Source organism: Pantoea sp. OVA07A, assembly GCF_019969975.1.
GTDB lineage: Bacteria > Pseudomonadota > Gammaproteobacteria > Enterobacterales > Enterobacteriaceae > Pantoea > Pantoea agglomerans.
Genome location: NZ_JAHXYM010000005.1, coordinates 385031 through 406555 on the forward strand (window position 1 = coordinate 385031; position 21525 = coordinate 406555).

General features: G+C 56.7%; 21 protein-coding genes. 17 read left to right on the top strand and 4 right to left on the bottom strand.

All coding sequences use genetic code 11. The features are described 5' to 3' along the window. Positions 1 to 522 precede the first annotated feature (522 nt). The 6 genes from LC417_RS17610 to speG all read left to right on the top strand — a co-directional run bounded on the left by LC417_RS17610 (position 523) and on the right by speG (position 6295). Positions 523 to 2091, top strand: a complete 1569-nt coding sequence (locus LC417_RS17610) for an ABC transporter substrate-binding protein (RefSeq protein WP_022624076.1) — start codon at positions 523 to 525, stop codon at positions 2089 to 2091. Continuing rightward, positions 2091 to 3143, top strand: coding sequence for an ABC transporter permease (locus LC417_RS17615; RefSeq protein ID WP_010257745.1), 1053 nt, complete (start codon positions 2091 to 2093; stop codon positions 3141 to 3143). Before LC417_RS17610 ends, LC417_RS17615 begins: the two co-directional genes overlap by 1 nt. Continuing rightward, positions 3140 to 3997 carry an ABC transporter permease gene (locus tag LC417_RS17620; RefSeq protein ID WP_158131427.1) on the top strand — a complete coding sequence of 286 codons (858 nt, stop codon included), beginning with the start codon at positions 3140 to 3142 and terminating at the stop codon, positions 3995 to 3997. Before LC417_RS17615 ends, LC417_RS17620 begins: the two co-directional genes overlap by 4 nt. Continuing rightward, positions 3987 to 4817 carry an ABC transporter ATP-binding protein gene (locus LC417_RS17625; protein ID WP_223566194.1) on the top strand — a complete coding sequence of 277 codons (831 nt, stop codon included), beginning with the start codon at positions 3987 to 3989 and terminating at the stop codon, positions 4815 to 4817. Before LC417_RS17620 ends, LC417_RS17625 begins: the two co-directional genes overlap by 11 nt. Then, the gene (locus LC417_RS17630; RefSeq protein WP_154210726.1) at positions 4810 to 5487 is read left to right on the top strand and encodes an ABC transporter ATP-binding protein; all 678 of its coding nucleotides are present in this window, start codon (positions 4810 to 4812) and stop codon (positions 5485 to 5487) included. The genes LC417_RS17625 and LC417_RS17630 overlap by 8 nt, the downstream gene beginning before the upstream one ends. Positions 5488 to 5749: 262 nt before the next feature. Further along, the gene (gene speG, locus LC417_RS17635; protein WP_060680779.1) at positions 5750 to 6295 is read left to right on the top strand and encodes a spermidine N1-acetyltransferase; all 546 of its coding nucleotides are present in this window, start codon (positions 5750 to 5752) and stop codon (positions 6293 to 6295) included. Here speG and LC417_RS17640 read toward each other — a convergent pair whose 3' ends face one another. From LC417_RS17640 to LC417_RS17655, 4 genes are all read right to left on the bottom strand, one after another. Further along, positions 6296 to 6715, bottom strand: a complete 420-nt coding sequence (locus LC417_RS17640) for a hypothetical protein (RefSeq protein ID WP_010257757.1) — start codon at positions 6713 to 6715, stop codon at positions 6296 to 6298. Between the two features lie 85 nt (positions 6716 to 6800). After that, entirely contained in the window at positions 6801 to 7736 is a 936-nt protein-coding gene (mmuM, locus tag LC417_RS17645) for a homocysteine S-methyltransferase (protein ID WP_050679751.1), read from the bottom strand. After that, positions 7726 to 9135, bottom strand: a complete 1410-nt coding sequence (mmuP, locus tag LC417_RS17650) for an S-methylmethionine permease (protein WP_223566195.1) — start codon at positions 9133 to 9135, stop codon at positions 7726 to 7728. The genes mmuM and mmuP overlap by 11 nt, the downstream gene beginning before the upstream one ends. Positions 9136 to 9270: 135 nt before the next feature. Then, on the bottom strand, positions 9271 to 9606 hold the full coding sequence (locus LC417_RS17655; RefSeq protein WP_003850360.1) for a DUF2002 family protein: 336 nt from the start codon (positions 9604 to 9606) through the stop codon (positions 9271 to 9273). Positions 9607 to 9759: 153 nt separating this feature from the next. Between LC417_RS17655 and LC417_RS17660 the strand changes: the two genes are divergently transcribed. The 11 genes from LC417_RS17660 to emrA all read left to right on the top strand — a co-directional run bounded on the left by LC417_RS17660 (position 9760) and on the right by emrA (position 21518). Then, positions 9760 to 10077 (top strand): DUF883 family protein, encoded by a 318-nt coding sequence (locus LC417_RS17660; protein ID WP_010257764.1) that lies wholly within the window; start codon positions 9760 to 9762, stop codon positions 10075 to 10077. Between the two features lie 303 nt (positions 10078 to 10380). Next, a complete protein-coding gene (locus LC417_RS17665) occupies positions 10381 to 10623 on the top strand; it encodes a redoxin NrdH (protein ID WP_223566196.1) in 243 nt (80 codons plus the stop codon). Positions 10624 to 10627: 4 nt separating this feature from the next. Continuing rightward, positions 10628 to 11041, top strand: a complete 414-nt coding sequence (gene nrdI, locus LC417_RS17670; protein WP_010257771.1) for a class Ib ribonucleoside-diphosphate reductase assembly flavoprotein NrdI — start codon at positions 10628 to 10630, stop codon at positions 11039 to 11041. Next, complete coding sequence (nrdE, locus tag LC417_RS17675; RefSeq protein WP_223566197.1) at positions 11011 to 13149, top strand: class 1b ribonucleoside-diphosphate reductase subunit alpha; 2139 nt, start codon at positions 11011 to 11013, stop codon at positions 13147 to 13149. Before nrdI ends, nrdE begins: the two co-directional genes overlap by 31 nt. A gap of 8 nt (positions 13150 to 13157) precedes the next feature. Continuing rightward, positions 13158 to 14117 (top strand): class 1b ribonucleoside-diphosphate reductase subunit beta, encoded by a 960-nt coding sequence (gene nrdF / locus LC417_RS17680; protein WP_223566198.1) that lies wholly within the window; start codon positions 13158 to 13160, stop codon positions 14115 to 14117. 501 nt (positions 14118 to 14618) lie between these two features. Continuing rightward, on the top strand, positions 14619 to 15815 hold the full coding sequence (gene proV, locus LC417_RS17685) for a glycine betaine/L-proline ABC transporter ATP-binding protein ProV (RefSeq protein ID WP_010672155.1): 1197 nt from the start codon (positions 14619 to 14621) through the stop codon (positions 15813 to 15815). Continuing rightward, the gene (proW, locus tag LC417_RS17690) at positions 15812 to 16903 is read left to right on the top strand and encodes a glycine betaine/L-proline ABC transporter permease ProW (RefSeq protein WP_182504423.1); all 1092 of its coding nucleotides are present in this window, start codon (positions 15812 to 15814) and stop codon (positions 16901 to 16903) included. The genes proV and proW overlap by 4 nt, the downstream gene beginning before the upstream one ends. A gap of 61 nt (positions 16904 to 16964) precedes the next feature. Next, positions 16965 to 17963 (top strand): glycine betaine/L-proline ABC transporter substrate-binding protein ProX, encoded by a 999-nt coding sequence (gene proX / locus LC417_RS17695; RefSeq protein WP_010257785.1) that lies wholly within the window; start codon positions 16965 to 16967, stop codon positions 17961 to 17963. 211 nt (positions 17964 to 18174) lie between these two features. Continuing rightward, on the top strand, positions 18175 to 19362 hold the full coding sequence (locus LC417_RS17700; RefSeq protein WP_033758765.1) for an MFS transporter: 1188 nt from the start codon (positions 18175 to 18177) through the stop codon (positions 19360 to 19362). A 302-nt stretch (positions 19363 to 19664) separates the two neighbouring features. Then, a complete protein-coding gene (mprA, locus tag LC417_RS17705; protein WP_003850381.1) occupies positions 19665 to 20195 on the top strand; it encodes a transcriptional repressor MprA in 531 nt (176 codons plus the stop codon). A 150-nt stretch (positions 20196 to 20345) separates the two neighbouring features. Then, positions 20346 to 21518 (top strand): multidrug efflux MFS transporter periplasmic adaptor subunit EmrA, encoded by a 1173-nt coding sequence (gene emrA, locus LC417_RS17710; protein WP_010257791.1) that lies wholly within the window; start codon positions 20346 to 20348, stop codon positions 21516 to 21518. The last annotated feature ends 7 nt before the right edge of the window (positions 21519 to 21525 follow it).

Below are 21525 nucleotides of genomic sequence, written 5' to 3' on the forward strand. Positions count from 1 at the left end.
ATGACGCGCGCAGGGTTACCTGACGCCGTTTATACGCGGCGTTTTAAAAGTCTGATATCAGCGATTGGGCGCAGCCTGGGCTACGCCAGACGGGGCGGAGGAAAAAGAGCGAATATAAACAGCAGCATAACGCGCACTCCTGGTGATGACAGGATTAAAAATAAGGAGCGCGATCGTTAATTAAAGCGGGGATCGCTGCTCGCCGGTTGGCAAGCAGCAGAGGAAACTCAGCTTGCCAGAATAAAGGTTAATCTCGGGTGACTGTCCAACTGAATTCTCCTGAAGTTATCTGCCGCCATTATAAAGAGAGGCAGGCTTCGGTAAAGCAATAACGTATTGAATAACGGTTTCGTTGAGGATTTGTTTCTGCTCAGGTTGCCGCTTCGGTAACAGCGTGGCGATCTTCTTATAACCTCCAGGTAATGCTTATAACCTTTTGGCATATGATTAGCCCATATTCGACTATTCTTCGCATCGGCCCTTTCGTAAACTCGCGTAACTTTTTAGAGGCAAGGAAATTTCATGAAAACTATAATTCCATCACTGCTGGCGCTGACGCTGGCTGCCGCCTTCACAGCCCAGGCCGCAACACCAAAAGATACGCTGGTGATTGCACAATCAACTGACGACGCCGACAGCTTCGACCCGGCCAAAGGGTTTGAGCTGACCAGCGTTCAGGCCTTTACGAACATCTATCAGCGCCTGGTGCAGTCTGACCCGCAGAATCCGGTGGACCTGAAACCTACACTGGCCACCTCGTGGCAGCCCGGCAGCGACAACCGCAGCCTGACCTTTGAACTGCGTAAAGATGCGAAATTCTCTACCGGCAACCCGCTGCGTCCGGAAGATGTGATCTTCTCGCTGGGCCGCGTGGTGAAACTGAACCTCGATCCCTCTTTCATCCTGACGCAGCTCGGCTGGACCAAAGATAACGTCGATGGCTTCCTGAAGAAAGTCGACGACAATCATGTGCAGATCAGCTGGACCGCCAACGTCAGCCCGACCTACGTCCTGAGCCTGCTCTCTGCCCCGGTTTCATCGATCATTGATGAAAAAACCGCGATGGCGAACCAGAAGAACGGCGATTTCGGTAACGCCTGGCTGGCCACCCACTCGGCGGGCAGCGGCCCGTATCAGATCCGCAAAGTGGTGATGCATCAGGTGGTGCTGCTCAGCGCTAACCCGACTTCACCAGCGGGCGCGCCAAAAATGAAGAACATTCTGATCAAGAACGTGCCTGAACCGGCTGCGCGTCGTCTGCTGCTGGAACAGGGTGATGCCGATATCGCCCGTAACCTGGGTGCCGATCAGATTGCTGCGCTGAACGGCAAACCGGGCGTGAAGACGGAAGCGATTCCAATGGCGTCGCTCTACTACATCCAGTTCAACATCGGCGCGAACGAAACGATGAAGAACCCGGCCTTCTGGGAAGCGGCACGCTACCTGTGGGATTACAAAGGCATCGCCAGTGAGCTGCTGAAAGGCCAGTTCGACGTGCATCAGAGCTTCCTGCCTAAGGGCTTCCTGGGCGCGATCAACGACACGCCATACAGCTACGATCCGGAAAAAGCCAAAGCGATTCTGAAGAAAGCGGGCCTGAACAACGTCACCTTCAAGCTCTCCACCAGCAACCAGCCGCCTTATCTGGATATCGCACAGGCGCTGCAGGGCAGCTTCGCCAAAGCGGGCGTGAAAGTGGAAGTGGTGCCGGGTCTGAGCTCCGAAGTATCGACCAACGTGAAAGCGCATAAATATGAAGCGACGCTGAACGCCTGGGGCTCCGACTATTTCGATCCCAACACCAATGCCGCCTCGTTTGCTTACAACCCGGAAGATGGCAGCAAAACCATCGCCTTCCGTTCAGACTGGCACATTCCTGAGCTGAACAAGCAGGTGATTGCGGCGACGGCTGAAAGCGATCCGAAGAAACGCGTGGCATTGTATGAAGCGATGCAGCGTGAAGTGATGAAGAACTCACCGTATGTGATTGGGATGCAGGCGAAGAACCTCATCGCCCTGCGCGACAACCTGAAAGGCTATGTGCAGGGCATTAACCCTGACATGGTGTATTACTCGCAGGTCACTAAGTAATGGCACAGTCTGTTCCTTCAGCCGGGTTCGCCCGGCTTTTTTGGCAGCGTGGCGGGCGCCTGATCGGTAGCGTACTGTCGCTGCTGGTTACGCTGCTTGGCCTGCTCGCCTTTACCTTTATGCTGTCGCATCTCTCGCCGATCGATCCGGTGCAGCAGATCGCCGGCGATCACGCCAGTGAAGCGACCTATGAGCAGGTGCGTCATGACCTGGGTCTCGACCAGCCGGTGCTGATGCAGTTCTGGCGCTACGTCGAACATCTGGCGCAGGGCGATCTGGGTGTCTCCCGTCTCACCAATCAGTCGGTGAGCGGCGACCTGATGACCACCTTCCCCGCCACCATCGAGCTGGCGACCTGTGCGATGATCTTCGCGGTGGTGTTCGGCGTGACGCTGGCGCTGCTGGCCGCCTGGAAACCGGGCAGCTGGATCGATAATCTCGCCCGCTTTGTCTCGCTGCTGGGCTACTCGGTGCCGGTGTTCTGGCTCGGCCTGCTGGGCCTGCTGCTCTTTTATGCGGTGCTGCACTGGTCCGCCGGACCGGGACGGCTGGATGATATCTGGGTCTACACCCTGGAGCCGAAGACCGGCTTTGTGCTGATCGACAGCTGGCTGTCGGGTGAACCGGAGATGTTCCGCAATGCAATTGCGCACCTCTGGCTGCCGGTGGTGATCCTCGGCCTGCTGGCGATGGCGGGCATTACCCGCCTGCTGCGTGCTGCGCTGCTGGAAGAGAGCAGCAAAGAGTATGTGGTGCTGGCGCGTGCTAAAGGCGCGGGTCGGGTGCGCATCCTGCTGCGCCATATCTTCCCCAACGTGCTGGGCACGCTGGTCACGGTGATCGCCCTCTCCTACGCTACGCTGTTGGAAGGCTCGGTGCTGACTGAAACCGTCTTCGCCTGGCCAGGTGTGGGTCGCTATATGACCAATGCGCTGTTCTCCGGCGATGTGCCGGCGATTCTGGGCTCAACCCTGTTAATCGGCAGCTGCTTTATCCTGATTAACACCCTGGCGGATGTTTTAACCTGGTTAACCGATCCGAGAACCCGATGACGCAACAACTCTCTGAAATCGAAACGCTGCGACCACGCCGTCGCCGTCAACGCGTTACCTCGTTAACCGTTGGGCTGACGCTGGTGGCGATTCTTATCCTGATGGCACTGCTGGCGCCGCTGATTGCGCCGTTCGATCCGAACGTGCAGACCATGTCGAGCCGTCTGCTGGCGCCGTCAGCACAGCACTGGTTCGGCACCGACGGCTTTGGCCGCGATCTGCTGTCGCGCGTGATTTACGGTGCGCGTCCGACCCTGCTGCTGGTGTCGCTGATTCTGGTGCTGACTATTCCGGCCGGGCTGCTGATCGGCATCACCGCCGGTTACGTGGGCGGCTGGACCGAACGCCTGCTGATGCGCATTACCGATATCTTTCTGTCACTGCCCAACCTGGTAATCGCGCTGGCGCTGGTGGCGATTCTCGGCCCTGGCCTGATGAACGGCGCGCTGGCGCTGGCGCTGACCAGCTGGCCGCCGTTTGCCCGTCAGGCACGCGCTGAAACCCTGGCACTGCGCCGCAGCGACTACCTTGCTGCCGCGCGGATGCAGGGGATTACGGGCTTTCGCCTGATGTTCGGTCATATCCTGCCGCTCTGCATGCCGACGGCGGTAGTCCGCGCCGCCCTGAGCCTGGGCGGGATTATCCTGGCTGCGGCCGGACTCGGTTTCCTCGGTATGGGCGTTCAGCCGCCGACGGCGGAATGGGGTTCGATGGTGGCCGAAGGCAGTAAAGTCATTTTTGATCAGTGGTGGGTTGCTGCTGCACCGGGCGCGGCGATTCTGTTTGCCAGCCTGGCCTTTAACCTGACAGGCGATGGCCTGCGCGACCGACTGGATACCCGACATGCAAAATAAACTGCTCCATGCCGAGGGGCTGACCATTCGCAGCGACGATGCGCTGCTGGTCGATAACATCCGTTTTTCCGTGGGTCGCGAGCGCGTGGCGCTGGTCGGTGAGTCCGGTTCCGGCAAGTCACTGACCGCCCGCAGCCTGATGGGCTTACTCTCGCCCGCGCTGCATCTGCAGGCCAGCCAGCTCCAGGTGGCCGGTGAAAATGCGCTGACGCTGAGCGAGCGTCACTGGAACCAGCTGCGCGGTAACCGCGTGGCGATGGTGATGCAGGACCCGAAGTATGCGCTTAACCCGACGCGCACCATTGGCTGGCAGGTGGAAGAGCCGCTGATCCTACATCGCCGCCTGAGCCGTGCCGAGCGCAAAGAGAAAGTGTGTGAAATGCTGGATGCGGTCGGCCTGCCCGATCCGCGTCGTCTGATGCAGCAGTATCCGCATCAGCTCTCTGGCGGCATGGGCCAGCGCGTGATGCTGGCGATCGCCCTGATTACCGATCCGGACTTCCTGATCGCCGATGAACCGACCTCCGCGCTGGATCATGCCATGCGCGATCAGGTGCTGGCGCTGATCCGCGGTCTGGTGGAGGCGCGCAACATGGGCCTGCTGCTGATCAGCCATGATTTGCAGCAGGTTTCAGAACATTGCGAGCGGGTGATGGTGATGTATAAAGGCCGGTTGCTGGATACGCTGCCCGCCGCCGATCTGCCGCACGCTACCCATCCCTACACCCGCACGCTGTGGGCCTGCCGTCCGGGCAAAGCGACCCACGGACAGACTTTACCGGTGCTGGACCGCGCTGCGCTGGAGGCAAATTATGATTAAGCTGCAGGATCTAAGCGTCGCCCACAAACAGGGTTACGAGCTGCGCACCGTGGTGCATGAGGTTAACCTGGAGGTTAACGCTGGCGAGTGTTTTGGTCTGGTGGGTCCGTCAGGCTGCGGCAAGTCGTCGCTGCTGTGGGTGCTGGCAGGTCTGAACCCACACTGGCAGGGTCAGATGCAGCTTGCCGGTCACGAAGTTCAGCCGGGTAAAGCTTTCACCGGCGCGCTGCGTCAGGAAGTGCAGATGGTGTTTCAGGATCCCTATGCCTCGCTGCATCCGCGTCACCGGCTGCGTCGCACGCTGGCGGAGCCGCTGAAGCTGCTGAAACGCGACAATATCAACGATCGTATCGATCAGGGCTTCCGTCACGTCGGACTCGATCCCGCTATGGCGGATCGCTATCCGCATCAGCTCTCCGGCGGTCAGCGTCAGCGCGTCGCCATCGTGCGCGCCCTGCTGCTGCAGCCGAAGATCCTGCTGCTGGATGAGCCGACGTCGGCGCTGGATATGTCAGTGCAGGCGGAGATCCTCAATCTGCTCAACGATCTGAAACAGCAGGATGGCCTGACCATGGTGCTGGTGAGCCACGATCCCGACGTGATCGATCACATGTGCGATCGCGCCGTGCACATGTCGCAGGGTCGCATCATCGAACAGATCTCTGCCTGAAATCAGGCCGGACGGTGTTCACCTGCCGTCCGGCGCTGCTGCATCCGCCGCGCCTTTCTGTAACATCCCCTTCTTCCGCCATTAGCGTCATCCTCTCCATTGCCAGAACGGCGCGCTGTTCTCTTCCTCTGAGTCATTAGATTGCCACGCGACGCTGTAAACCTTTACAGGCTGAAGCAGGCACGCGAATGCGACAGCGCAAAACGCAGCGGCTGGCTGATGCGGTATACTCGCGACCATTATTTCATGAGAGGAAAAGGCAATGACGGTAAAACTACGTCCGCTGGAGCGGGAAGATCTGCACTTTGTCCATCAGCTGGATAACAACGCCAGCGTGATGCGTTACTGGTTTGAGGAGCCGTATGAGGCGTTTGTGGAGCTGTCCGATCTCTACAACAAGCACATTCACGATCAGACCGAACGTCGCTTTGTGGTCGAGCACAACGGGCAGAAAGCGGGATTAGTGGAACTGGTGGAAATCAACCATGTGCACCGGCGCGCCGAGTTTCAGATCATTATCGATCCGGCGCATCAGGGCAAAGGACTGGCAACCCAGGCGGCGAAGCTGGCGATGGATTACGGCTTCTCGGTGCTGAATCTCTACAAGCTCTACCTGATTGTCGATCAGGAGAATGAAAAAGCGATCCACATCTACACCAAGCTCGGCTTCGAGATCGAAGGCGTGCTTAAACATGAGTTTTTCATCAACGGGGAGTACCGCAACACCATCCGCATGTGCATTTTCCAGCATCAGTATCTGGAACGCCATAAAACGCCAGGCGGAATGGTGAAGCCGACCGCGCAGTAATCAGCCGCGCGCGCCAACCGGGTTCATAAAGGGACGCGGGTGTTCAGGCTTAAGGTCGTACATGCCGCCATAGAAGGGATCGACCAGCAGCCAGCCGGGGAATCCACCCAGTGGGATATTGCCCAGCAGATACCACAGGTTAGCGCGTGCCTCGATAGGCACCGTGACCGGCACGTAGCCCGGACTTTCCAGCATCAGCAGGTAGTGCTTTTTGCCGAAGTAGCGGCCGGTAGATTTTTCCAGTTCAACGGTCTGCGGCGTGAAACCCTGCGCAACCGCATAGCCACGCTCATCCTGCACGGTAAAGCGCGCGCCCTGCGGCAAGGAGTCGATGCGCACCAGTTGGGTTTCATTGCCGACAATGGTGGCACAGCCGCTAAGCAGCAGCGCGGCGGCCAGGGCCAGAATTCGCTGTTTCATGAAGGGGTCCACAGAGTGATCAGTGATCAGAGTGTAGACCGCCCTCTCCGCCTCAATCGGGCTATCATCGCCCGATTCAGCCAGCTTATTGCGGTTGACAAGCGCGGGCGATAGCCGCGATGTCGTTGGGTGAGGTGCGACAGCAGCCGCCAATCAGCTTCGCGCCCGCCTGCTGCCACTCTGCCAGCTTGTCATGCAGCGTGCAGCCTGATGGCGCTGAGTGCCAGGTTTTGCTGCTGGCATCATACTGCTCGCCAGAGTTGGGATAGACCACCAGCGGCTTGTCGGTCAGCTTCTGCAACTGCTGCAGCGCAGGCGTCACGCTCTCAAGTGCCACACAGTTGATTCCCACCGCTACCACCTGTGGCTGCTGATTCAGCCAGCTCACGACGTCTGACAGCGGCGTGCCGTCGCTGATGTGTCCGGCGTCACGCAGGGTAAACGAGAACCAGGCGCGGCCTTCAGGAAATTCAGCCAGCAGCTTCACCAGCGCCTGCGCTTCGGCAAACGAAGGCAGGGTTTCGCAGGCCAGCAGATCGGCACCCGCCGCCAGCAGCGCCTGCACGCGTGGGCGGTGAAACGCCATCATCTCCGCTTCCGGCAACGCATAGTCGCCGCGATATTCCGAACCATCCGCCAGAAAAGCGCCATAGGGACCGACCGATCCCGCTACCAGCAGCGTTTTCGCGTCGGGCCGGACCGCCAGATAATCGTGACGGGCGCGCCGCGCCAGCTCCACGCTCTGCGCGATCAACGCCAGTGACTCCGCCTCATCAAGGCCACGTGTGGCAAAGCCCTGCGGCGTCGCCTGGTAGCTGGCGGTAATGGCACAGCGCGCGCCAGCGACAAAATAGTCGTAGTGCACCTGATAGATCAGCTCAGGATTTTCCATCAGCACCTTAGCTGACCATAACGCATCGGCCAGATGACAGCCGCGGGCTTCCAGCTCGGTGGCCAGGGCACCATCCAGAATCAGCAGTGGCGACTCCGCTAAAGCCTGCGCGACAGGGTTATACGACATCATTGGCCTCCTCAGGCTTCGGGGATGATTTGTGGGTCAGATGGTAAGCGGCATAGCAGAACAGCACAAACGGGATGCCACACCACAGCGCGATACGCTGAGTCGGATCGAATGCCAGACCGACACAGGCCAGCAGGCAGAGCAGGAAACCCAGCACCGGCGTCAGCGGATAGAGCGGCGCACGGTAGGCCAGCTCGGCCAGCGATTTGCCCTGCTGAAGATGACGACGACGGAAAACAAAATGCGAAGCGCAGATGCTGAGCCAGACGGCTACCACCGCAAAGCCGGAGATGGCCGACAGCGCCACAAACACCGTGTCTGGCGCGACCACGCTGGAGACCAGCGCCAGCAAACTACCCACCATGCTGACGGTGATCGCCAGCATCGGCACGCCGCGCTTGTTCACCCGGGCAAAGGCGCGCGGCAGCGTATTTTCATTGGCCAGCGACCAGAGCATCCGCCCGGAGGCATAGAGTCCGGAGTTGGCCGCAGACAGGATAGCGGTCAGGATCACAAAGTTAATAATATCAGCCGCCCACGGGATGCCGATCTTTTCGAAGACCAGCACGAACGGGCTTTTCACGATACCCGCCTGATCCATAGGAATCAGCGCCGCCAGCACAAATACCGTGCCGATGAAGAAGATAATCAGCCGGGCCACGGTAGTACGGATCGCCAGCGGCAGCACTTTCTCCGGCTGCTGGGTTTCACCGGCCGCAATACCGATCAGCTCGGTGCCGGAAAAAGCGAAGTTGACTGCCACCATGGTCATCAGAATCGGCAGTACGCCGTTGGGCAGCCAGCCGTGCGCCGTCAGATTGCTCAGGCCCGGTGCGGGCGTGCCATCCTTCATCGGGATAAACCCAAACATCGCCGCACCCCCGAGCACGATAAAGGCGACGATCGTTACCACCTTAATCAGCGAGAACCAGAACTCCCCTTCGGCGAAGAAGCGGGTTGAGATAACGTTCAGCAGATAGATGGCGCAGCAGAAGACCAGGCACCAGATCCATACCGGGATCTGCGGGAACCAGTACTGCATACAGAAGCCCGCCGCCGTCAGGCTGGAGCCGAGGGCGACGGTCCAGGTGAGCCAGTAGAGCCAGGCCACGGTGTAGCCGGTAGCCGGGCTGAGATAGCGTGCGGCATAGACGTGGAACGCGCCAGTTTCCGGCATCGCCACCGAGAGTTCGCCCAGACAGACCATCACCAGCCAGACCACCAGCGCGCCAATCAGATAGGCGAGCAGCGTCCCCGCCGCCCCGGTGGTGGAAATGATGTAGCCGGTATTAAAAAACAGGCCGGTGCCGATTACGCCGCCCAGCGATAACATCACCAGATGGCGCACTTTCATGGTGCGTTTAAATTGTTCCTGCGAGGGAGTTGGCTGTTCGCTCATCACTTTTATCCGTATGGACGTCTAAACATCTATAATGGACAGTTTTATACGCGTCACAGCCGGTAATTGCAACGGCAGGGAAACAGGGAGGAGGTAAAGGCAGTTCAGTGCCCCGTCGCGGCGGGGCCTGATGCGTTAGCCGAAAACGCTCTGAATATAACGTTCCAGCGCCATGCGGGAACTAAATCCGTGCGGGATGCCGTAGTGTTCCTGTGAATCACCCGCCAGGTAGAGAGGGAATTGGGTGTAGTGATCGCAGGTCTTCATTTCTGAAGCAGGTTCAGCGAACGGCTGGCTCTTCTCTTTCAGTGTCGGGTGAATGACGAGTGCCATGCGCCCCATGCGCGCTTCGCGATTCACATAAACATAGTTCTCTCCACGGCGATAACCATAGGCCCGTGGGGTAATTTCATCGACTTCGAAACCCGCTTTTTCCAGTACGCGCGCTACCTCATCTGGTCGTAAATACATGCTCGATCCTCTCCTCTTTCAAAAGCTTCGCAACCTTACAACAGCATGACAGAGTGGGCATTCGGAATTTTCCCTAAAGAACACTCCCGCGTCTCGTTTATCTCAAGGTCGTCTACACTAGTATTACGTTTTTAAATCAAAGGGAGCTAAAAAATGTTTAATCGCACTGTAAAAAACGATGACATTGATATTAATCAGGATGTTAACGAACTGGCCGATTCACTGGAAGCGCTGCTGAAATCTTACGGCAGTGACGCCAAAGACGAAGTGGATTCTGCACGCAGTCAGGCAGAAAAGCTGCTGAAACAGACCCGCTCCAGACTGAACGGCGGCAGCAACCGTGTCTCACAGGTTGCCCGTGATGCCAGTGCACAGGTTGACACCTATGTCCATGACAAGCCATGGCACGGTGTTGGTATCGGTGCCGCTTTCGGTATCGTAGTGGGTGTGCTGCTGGCTTCACGCCGCTAAGCTCAACTCTAAAAAATCTCCTGAGCCCTGCCCTGTGCGGGGCTTTTTTATGCCCTTTTTCTGGCCGATGACATTTACAAAAGATTTTTCCAGGCTGCAGGGCGCATCCCTGCTGGCTTTGCCGCTGTTGCGCAAATGCAAATCATAAAACCCTATATCTGGTGGGCTTGACCCAGAAAACCACTACATCTAGTATTTATCTCATCAGCACGACACCAGATGTTCGTCACAATGAAGCCCGCAACCTGCCGCGTCTGCTTTGTTTTCGGGCATCAGAACCGCATATAGAGGGAAATACGAATCATGCGCATTATTATTTACACTAAAGATAACTGTGTCCAGTGCACGGCAACCAAAAATGCGATGGACCGTCATGGTCTCGCCTATCAGCTTATCAATCTCGACAGCCAGCCCGAGGCGATCGACAACCTGAAATCACTGGGTTACCGCCAGGTACCCGTCGTGATGGCAGATAACGATCACTGGAGCGGTTTCCGCCCGGACAAAATCGCCACGCTGCGCACGCTTTCTGCTGTCGGAGGATAAACACATGTTCCCGCTGGTCTATTTTTCCAGCCAGTCGGAAAACACCCACCGGTTTGTGACGCGCCTCGGTTTGCCCGCCCGGCGCATCCCGCTTGATGCCCGGCAACAACTGCATATCGACCAGCCCTATATTCTGGTGGTGCCCAGCTATGGCGGTGGCAGCAGTCGTGGTGCGGTGCCCGGTCAGGTGATTCAGTTTCTTAATGATGAGGCGAACCGACGCGGTATTCGTGGCGTGATCGCAGCGGGCAACCGTAACTTCGGTGCCGGTTACTGCCTGGCGGGCAGCATCATTGCAAATAAATGTCAGGTTCCCTGCCTCTACCGCTTCGAGCTGATGGGAACGCCTGACGATATCGCGAAAGTTAAAGCGGGAGTAACCCAATTTTGGCAACAACAGACACCCTCAACGGCGTGACGCTCGATTATCACGCCCTTAATGCCATGCTCAATCTCTACGACGCCGAGGGCCGCATCCAGTTCGACAAGGATCGCGAAGCGACACGTCAGTTTTATCTGCAGCATGTGCAACCCAATACCGTCCCCTTCAATAGCTGCGCTGAGCGTTTACGCTATCTGGTGGCAGAGAGCTATTACGAAGCGGAAGTACTGAACCAGTACGATTTTTCGTTCCTGCTTGCGCTGCATGAGGTGGCGGAAAATTGGGGCTTTGAGTTCAAAACCTTTCTCGGTGCCTGGAAGTACTACACCAGCTACACCCTGAAGACCTTCGACGGCAAACGCTATCTGGAAACCTTCGAACAGCGCGCCTGCATGGTGGCGCTGACGCTGGCTCAGGGCGATGAAAAGCTTGCGCGGGCCCTGCTGGAGGAGATCCTCAGCGGCCGTTTCCAGCCCGCTACACCAACCTTCCTGAATTGCGGCAAACAGCAACGCGGTGAGCTGGTCTCCTGCTTCCTGCTGCGCATCGAAGACAATATGGAGTCAATTGGTCGCGCCGTGAATTCGGCACTACAGCTCTCAAAGCGCGGCGGCGGCGTCGCCTTTTTGCTGTCGAACCTGCGTGAGTCCGGTGCGCCAATCAAACGTATTGAAAATCAGTCGTCGGGCGTTATCCCGGTGATGAAAATGCTGGAGGATGCCTTCTCTTATGCGAATCAGCTCGGCGCGCGTCAGGGCGCTGGCGCGGTGTGGCTCAATGCGCACCATCCCGATATTTTCCGCTTCCTTGATACCAAGCGCGAAAATGCCGATGAGAAGATCCGCATCAAAACCCTGTCGCTGGGCGTAGTGATCCCCGATATCACCTTCCAGCTGGCAAAAGAGAACAAACCGATGGCGCTGTTCTCACCTTACGACGTTGAACGGATCTACGGTCAGGCCTTTGGCGATATCAGCATCAGCGAGAAATATGACGAGATGCTGGCCGACGACCGCATCCGTAAAACCTATATTCAGCCACGCGACTTTTTCCAGACGCTGGCTGAGATTCAGTTTGAGTCGGGCTATCCCTACATCATGTATGAGGACAGCGTGAACCGCAGTAACCCGATTGCCGGTCGCATTAACATGAGTAACCTCTGCTCTGAGATCCTGCAGGTGAACAGTGCCAGCGAGTACAATGACGATCTCAGCTATCGCCGGATCGGCAAAGATATCTCCTGTAATCTCGGCTCACTGAACATTGCGCACGCCATGGATTCACGCGATCTGGCGCGTACCGTGGATGTGGCGATCCGCGCCCTGACCTCGGTGTCGATGATGAGCGAAATTGGCTCGGTGCCCTCGGTCGCCGAAGGCAATCGCCGTTCGCACGCCATTGGCCTGGGTCAGATGAACCTGCACGGCTATCTGGCGCGGGAAGGCATCGCCTATGGTTCACCGGAAGCGCTGGATTTCACCAATCTCTACTTCTACTGCATCACCTATTATGCGCTGCGCACCTCTAATCAGCTGGCACAGGAGCGTCAGCAGACCTTCGACGGCTTTGCGGAATCGCAGTACGCCAGCGGCGCCTACTTCAATAAGTATCTGCAGCGCGAATGGTTGCCGCGCACGGAACGGGTAGCGACGCTGTTTGCCGACGCCGGACTGCCCCTGCCGACACAGGCGGACTGGCAGGCGCTGCGCGACGCGGTGATGCAGCACGGGCTGTTTAATCAGAACCTGCAGGCGATCCCGCCAACCGGTTCAATCTCCTACATCAACCATGCCACCTCCAGCATCCATCCGATTGTCTCCCCTATCGAGATCCGCAAAGAGGGCAAAACCGGCCGCGTCTACTATCCCGCGCCCTTTATGACCAATGAGAATCTCCATCTCTATCAGGATGCGTATCAGATTGGGCCGGAAGCGATTATTGATACCTACGCAGAAGCGACGCAGCATGTCGATCAGGGCCTGTCGCTGACGCTGTTCTTCCGCGATGACGTCTCGACCCGTGACATCAACAAAGCGCAGATTTACGCGTGGAAAAAAGGCATCAAAACGCTCTATTACATTCGACTGCGCCAGATGGCGCTTCAGGGCACGGAGGTTCAGGGTTGCGTCTCATGCTCCCTGTGATGAAAACGATGAAACTAAAACAGATTCAGGCAATTAACTGGAACCGCATTCAGGACGACAAAGATCTTGAGGTGTGGAATCGTCTCACCAGCAACTTCTGGCTGCCCGAGAAAGTGCCGCTCTCCAACGATCTGCCCGGCTGGCAGACGCTGGATAAACAGCAGCAGCAGCTGACCATCCGGGTGTTCACCGGCCTGACGCTGCTCGACACTATCCAGAACGTGATCGGCGCGCCGGGGCTGATGAAAGATGCCATTACCCCGCACGAAGAGGCGGTGCTGTCGAATATCAGCTTTATGGAAGCGGTGCATGCCCGCTCCTACAGTTCGATCTTCTCAACGCTGTGTAACACCCAGGATGTGGATGCCGCTTATCAGTGGAGTGAAGAGAATGCGCCGCTGCAGAACAAGGCGCGCATCATTCTGGAACACTACCAGGCCGATGATCCGCTGAAGAAGAAGATCGCCAGCGTTTTCCTGGAGTCGTTTTTGTTCTATTCCGGCTTCTGGCTGCCGATGTACTGGTCGAGCCGTGGCAAGCTGACCAACACCGCTGACCTGATTCGCCTGATTATTCGCGATGAGGCGGTACACGGTTACTACATCGGTTACAAATATCAGCAGGCGCTGGCTGCCACTGACGATCTGCGCCGCGAAGAGCTGCAGCAGTTCGCCTATGATCTGCTGCTGGCGCTGTATGAGAACGAAGTGGCTTATACCGAGGCGCTCTATGCCGATGTTGGCTGGGTAGAGGAGGTGAAAACCTTCCTGCACTACAACGCCAACAAAGCGTTGATGAATCTGGGCTATGAGGCGCTGTTCCCGGCGGAGCTGACAGCGGTGAATCCGGCCATTCTGTCGGCTCTGTCGCCCAACGCCGACGAAAACCACGACTTCTTCTCCGGTTCAGGCTCCTCCTATGTGATGGGAAAAGCGGTCGAAACCGAAGACGAAGACTGGAATTTCTGAGGGTTACCGGGTGCTGTTTTGTCAGCATCCGGTTTTCTCTGGCAGTGCCGTGTCAGCCGCGCCATTCCGTCTAATCATAAGAAAAAAATATTACTGCAACACAGCCTGACTATTTCACCGTTTGTTGATTCTGCCCCTCCCCGCATTTCCTTTTTTTTCGACCAATTATTCCACTGAACATGATCGTTTCAGGCGTGATTATTTCCCTGCATCGGAATCCATTATTTCCGTAATATTTCACCCTGGTGACGCTTGTTTTTCTGCTTTTCACGCGGCAAATAGGCTGAAATGCCAAAAACCCGCCAATGATTTCACAAAAAATTAATCCACGCTTATCCCTTGTGAGCACTGAAGATAATCGGCATCTGAATGTCCCGCGGCCGGTCAATATTCCACTTCAGGGTTGTCAGATAACGTCAGTGTGCTACGGTATGGCCTGCTTAAATTTCAGCGGGAACGACAGGATAATATTAGATATTTCAACCAGGATTTAATGACTGCATGGCTATTAAGCTCGAAGTAAAAAATCTCTATAAAATATTTGGCGACAATCCGGATCGCGCGTTTAAATATATTGAAAAGGGTGCGACCAAAGATGTCATTCTTGAGAAGACCGGGCTCTCCCTTGGCGTAAAGAACGCCAGTCTGGCCATTGAAGAAGGCGAGATATTCGTCATCATGGGGTTATCCGGTTCAGGAAAATCGACCATGGTTCGCCTTCTCAATCGTCTGATAGAGCCGACGCGCGGCCAGGTGATTATTGACGGTGTCGATATTGCCAAAATATCAGCCAGCGAACTGCGTGACGTGCGCAGAAATAAAATCAGCATGGTATTCCAGTCATTTGCTTTGATGCCGCACATGAATGTATTAAATAATACGGCATTTGGTATGGAATTAGCGGGAGTCGCACTGGCTGAACGCCAGGAAAAAGCACTGGAAGCGTTACGTCAGGTCGGGCTAGAGAATTATGCGCACGCTTACCCGGATGAACTTTCCGGAGGGATGCGGCAGCGCGTCGGATTAGCCCGCGCACTGGCCATCAATCCCGACATCTTATTAATGGATGAGGCCTTCTCCGCTCTGGATCCGTTGATTCGTACTGAAATGCAGGATGAGCTGGTTAATTTACAAGCCAGGCATCAGCGCACCATCGTCTTTATTTCCCACGATCTTGATGAAGCGATGCGTATTGGCGACCGTATTGCCATTATGCAGGGCGGCGAAGTGATACAGGTTGGTACGCCGGATGAAATCCTGAATAACCCAGCCAATGACTATGTCCGCACCTTTTTCCGTGGCGTCGATATCAGCCATGTATTCAGCGCCAAAGATATCGCCCGTCGTAGCGCGGGAGCGTTGATCCGCAAAGCGCCAGGTTTCGGCCCGCGCTCCGCCATTAAGCTGCTGCAGGATGAAGACCGCGACTACGGTTACGTGCTGGAGAAACAGAAGTTTCTTGGCGTGGTCTCCACCGACTCGCTGAAAGCCGCGCTGGCAGCAGGTCTGGGACTCGATAGCGCCCTTCTCGACTCGCCAGCCGCGGTGCCCGCCGATACCTCACTGAGCGATCTGCTCTCGCACGTCGCTCAGGCGCCCTGTGCGGTGCCAGTGGTCGGCGAGGAGAATCAGTATGTCGGTATCATTTCCAAAAGCACGCTATTGCGCGCGTTAGATCGTGAAGGAGCCCAGCCATGAGTCAGGAAACCACCAATCCGTGGGATAGCGGCAACGCCGCCAGCAGTCAGGCTGCGCCCACCAGCAGCGGCGGTGCCGATGCCTGGGGCACGCCCGATGGCAGCGCGACACCCGATGCAGCCAGCAGCAGTGACTGGCTCAACAGCGCCCCCGCGCCCGCGCCGGAACATTTCAATATCATGGATCCGTTCCACAAAACCTGGATCCCGCTTGATCACTGGGTGACCACCGGTATCGACTGGGTGGTCAACCATTTCCGCCCGCTGTTTCAGGGTATCCGGGTACCGGTTGACTATATTCTCAGCGCCTTTCAGCAGCTGTTGCTGGGGATGCCCGCGCCGGTAGCGATTCTGGTGTTTGCGCTGATCGCCTGGCAGATCGCGACACCCGCCATGGGCATCGCCACGCTGGTATCGCTGATCGTGATTGGCGCAATTGGCGCCTGGTCGCAGGCGATGGTCACGCTGGCGCTGGTGCTTACCGCACTAATGTTCTGCATTCTCATCGGCCTGCCGCTGGGGATCTGGCTGGCCCGCAGTGAACGGGCAGCGCGTATCGTACGCCCCTTGCTGGATGCGATGCAGACAACACCCGCCTTTGTCTATCTGGTGCCGATTGTGATGCTGTTTGGTATCGGCAACGTGCCAGGCGTGGTGGTCACGATTATCTTCGCCCTGCCACCGATTGTGCGTCTGACTATTCTCGGCATTAAGCAGGTGCCCGCCGATCTGATCGAAGCGAGCGAATCCTTTGGTGCCAGTCCGCGTCAGCTGCTATTCAAAGTGCAGTTGCCGCTGGCGATGCCCACCATTATGGCGGGCGTCAATCAGACGCTGATGCTGGCGCTGTCGATGGTGGTGATCGCCTCGATGATCGCCGTGGGCGGACTCGGTCAGATGGTCCTGCGCGGTATTGGCCGTCTCGATATGGGGCTGGCTACGGTGGGTGGCGTGGGGATTGTGATCCTTGCCATTATCCTTGACCGTCTGACCCAATCGTTTGGTCGCGATAGCCGCAGCCGCGGTAATCGTCACTGGTATCACACCGGCCCGCTGGGCCTGATCTTCTCTCCTTCGCGTAAAAAATAATCTGTCGGGCGGCGCCTGCGCGCCGCCCATCCTGACGCGACATCTGAAATAAGGAATGACTATGCGCAACAGAGCCTCTCTGCTCGCCGCCGTGGTAACCACGCTGGCCGTTTCACACGTCTCCGCTGCCGATCTGCCGGGCAAAGGTATTACGGTACAACCCATACAGAGCACTATCGCTGAAGAGACTTTTCAGACCCTGATTGTCAGCCGCGCGCTGGAAAAACTCGGCTATCAGGTCAGCAAGCCGAGTGAAGTGGATTACAACGTTGGCTACACCTCTATCGCCGCTGGCGACGCCACCTTTACCGCGGTGAACTGGCAGCCGCTGCATGACGACATGTACAAAGCCGCCGGTGGCGATCAGAAGCTCTATCGTCAGGGAACCTACGTTACCGGTGCCGCCCAGGGTTATCTGATTGATAAGAAGACCGCCGAGAAATATCACATCACCAATATCGAACAGCTGAAAGATCCTAAGATCGCCAGCCTGTTTGACGCCAACGGCGATGGCAAAGCGGATATGACCGGCTGTACGCCAGGCTGGGGCTGTGAAGCGGTGATTAATCATCAGAACAGCGCCTTCGGTCTCAGTGATACCGTGACCGCCAATATGGGTAACTATTCGGCGATGGTGGCGGATACGCTGGCGCGCTACAAACAGGGTAAACCGATCCTTTATTACACCTGGACGCCCTACTGGCTGAGCGATGTGCTGAAGCCGGGCCGCGATGTGGTCTGGCTGCAGGTGCCGTTCTCTTCGCTGCCTGGCGAACAGAAGGATGTGGATACTAAGCTGCCAAACGGCGCGAACTACGGTTTCCCGGTTAACACCATGCACATCGTCGCCAACAAAGCCTGGGCGGCGAAAAACCCGGCGGCTGCCCGTCTGTTTGCGGTCATGAAGCTGCCCATTACCGATATCAATGCTGAAAACTCAGCAATGCATGCCGGACAAAACTCAGAAGAGGCGATTAACCGTCATGTGGATGGCTGGATTAAGGCGCATCAGGCTGAGTTCGATAAATGGATCAGCGAGGCGCAGGCCGCCGCGCAATAACCTGAAAACATTTCCGCCCCAGGGCGGTTGATAAAAGTGCTGGCTCAGTGAGCATACGCTTTTAGTCGGGCAGTTATCTGAGGGCAGAAATTTTTCTGCCCTTTTTTATGGCTGCTATCCCGACTGGTATGGCCTGTTAATAAACATGCGTGTGAAATAGTTTTTTGAGTTACTATTAACCTCAAATGATTATTAGCGACCGATGCTGTTTATGAATGCGACTCGCCAGGGTCTGACGCCTGCTTTAGTAATGCTGATGTCAGTAGCAACCGGCCTCTGCGTAGCCAGTAATTACTACGTTCAGCCACTACTGAATACCATCGCCCAACAGTTTGATCTCTCTGTCAGCCTCGCCGGATTTATTGTCACCACGGCGCAGCTGGGCTACGCCTGCGGTCTGCTGCTGCTGGTGCCGCTTGGCGATCGGTTTGAACGACGCAGCCTGATTGTTACGATGATCCTGCTGGCTGCTGCCGGCATGGTGATTATCGCCCTTTCGCACTCCTTTCTCTTTTTACTGCTGGGCACGGTGATGACCGGCCTGTTCTCGGTCGCCGCACAAATCCTGGTGCCGCTGGCCGCCACGCTGGCAGAGCCGGAGCGGCGCGGCAAAATAGTGGGAACGGTAATGAGCGGTTTGCTGCTGGGGATTCTGCTGGCGCGCACCGTGGCAGGCGGCCTGGCGCAGCTTGGCGGCTGGCGTACCGTCTACTGGACTGCCAGCCTGCTGATGGTGGTGATGGCCCTAGCGCTGTGGCGATCGCTGCCACGCGTAAAACAGTCCGTGCCCATGAGCTATCCGCAACTGCTGGCCTCCATCTTTCGCCTGTATGCCGGTAATCGGGTGCTCCGCACCCGCGCCTGGACCGGCTGCCTCTCCTTTGCCAATTTCAGCCTGCTGTGGACCTCAATGGCCTTTCTGCTCGCCGGGGCGCCTTATCATTTCTCAGAGGGCGAGATTGGCTTGCTGGGGCTGGTCGGTGCCGCGGGTGCGCTGGCCGCACGTCAGGCGGGCGCGCTGGCTGACAAGGGTAAAGCGAAGCTGACCACCCGACTGGGCCTGCTGCTTATGCTGCTGTCGTGGGCCGCCATTGCGTGGGGCGCGGAGCAGCTTGCGCCGCTGATCGTCGGCATCCTGCTGCTGGATCTGGCGGTACAGGCCGTCCATATCACCAATCAAAGCGTGATCTACGCGCAGATGCCGGAGGCGCGGAACCGTCTTAATGCCGGTTACATGACCAGCTACTTTATGGGTGGCGCGGCCGGCTCACTGCTCTCCGCGACCGCTTACCATCTTTGGGGCTGGTATGGCGTCTGTGGCGCTGGCGCGCTGCTGACTGTGGTTAATCTGCTGATTTGGGCAACCGGATCGCGCTTTGAGCCGGAAAAAATCAACTGAAGCCTGGCCGGACAGCGCATTGCGTCTGGTCACAAATGGTTAGGTTTGTTATGGTTAGTAGCAAACCTATTCACTTCAGTTATTTTTCCCCGCGATATTATTAAATTTGCCCCCTTTTTGATCACGTTCCGGCACAGCGGCTGCCGCCGGACGTACGGGTTTTTGACCCAGGGCCAGGGAATGGCCTGGAATACCTTTGATGGTGAATAGTGATTCTGTCAGCGATCACCTGCCAAAAAGTGACTACGCTTATCCTGTCACCATAGTTATTATACAAGTTGCAATTAGTGAGGTTTTTTTTAATGGAAAGTTCGTTTACTCCCATTGAGCAGATGCTAAACATCCGTGCCAATCGCCATAAGGATTTTCCGTTGCAGGAAATTATTCTGACGCGTCTCTGTATGCATATGCAGGGTAAACTGCTGGACAACCGTAATAAGATGCTGAAAGCACAGGGTATTAATGAAACCCTGTTCATGGCGTTGATTACGCTGGATGCACAGGAAAACCATAGTATTCAGCCCTCTGAGCTCAGCTCTGCCCTTGGCTCTTCACGTACCAATGCCACGCGCATTGCTGATGAACTGGAAAAGCGCGGCTGGATTGAGCGTCGCGAAAGCGATCACGACCGTCGCTGCCTGCACCTGCATCTGACCGATAAAGGGATGGAGTTCCTGCGTCAGCTGCTGCCACCTCAGCATCAGAGCCTGCAATACCTCTGGTCTTCGCTCTCCGTCGATGAGAAGTCACAGCTGGAAGGCATCACCCGTAAGCTACTTAATCGTCTTGATAAAATGGATGAAGATCAGCTGATCGCCTCGCTTTCCCGCTAATAGCAATAAGTGCGACACAATCACCTGTCGGAATCGTTATTTTAATTTCCTTTTTTATCTGGCCAGCGCTCAGTCGCTGGCTTTTTCGACTCGGGCGCTGGCGAAAAGGGATTTCTGCCGCCCGACTAAATGGAAAACGTGGAGAAAGACATGAGTGCAACGGCAGAAGCACAAAGCCCGCAACCGTCAGCCAACAAAAAGAAGAAGCGCAAAAGTGTGCTCATCGTGCTGGCGCTGATCTTTGTGCTGATTGGTATTGCCTGGGGAGTTTACTGGTTCCTGGTCCTGCGCCATTTTCAGGAAACGGATGACGCCTACGTTGCGGGTAACCAGGTGCAGGTGATGGCACAGGTCTCCGGTAGCGTGAATAAAGTCTGGTTTGAAGATACCGATTTCGTCAAAAAAGGCGATGTGCTGGTTTCACTGGATAAGACGGATGCGGAGCAGGCGTTTGAAAAAGCGCAGACGGCACTCGCCACCAGCGTGCGTCAGACGCATCAACTGATGATTAATGGCAAACAGTATCAGGCCAGCATTACATTGCAACAGACCGCTCTGGCGCAGGCACAGGCCGACCTGAAACGCCGTGAGCCGTTAGGTGCGGCTAATCTGATTGGCCGTGAAGAGTTGCAGCACGCCCGCGATGCCGTCGCGACGGCCAAAGCACAACTGGACGTGGCAATTCAGCAATACAATGCGAATCAGGCGATGATCCTCAACACCTCACTGGAAAATCAGCCTGCCGTGCAACAGAGCGCGGCTGAGCTGCGTGACGCCTGGCTGGCGCTGCAGCGCACCGAAATCCGTAGTCCGATGGATGGTTTTGTCTCCCGTCGCAGCGTACAGGTCGGTTCGCAAATCTCCACCAGCACCCCGCTGCTCGCCGTCGTGCCTGCAACGAATCTGTGGGTCGATGCTAACTTTAAAGAGACTCAGCTGGCTGGCGTTCGTATTGGTCAGCCTGTCACCGTAGTTGCCGACATCTACGGTGACGAAGTGGTTTATCAGGGCAAAGTTGCAGGACTGGATATGGGCACCGGCAGCGCCTTCTCACTGTTGCCGGCACAGAATGCCACCGGTAACTGGATCAAAGTGGTTCAGCGCCTGCCGGTTCGTATCGAACTGAATCAGGAAGATATCGCCAGACATCCGCTGCGTATTGGTCTCTCAACGCTGGTTAAAATCGATACCACCAGCAAAGAGGGCAGCGCGCTGGCCACCAGCGCCCGTCAGCAAGCCGCTTACAGCAGCAACGCACTGGCGATTGACCTTGCGCCGGTCAATCAGCTGATCACCGATATCGTCCGCGCCAACGCCGGATGATGACGCG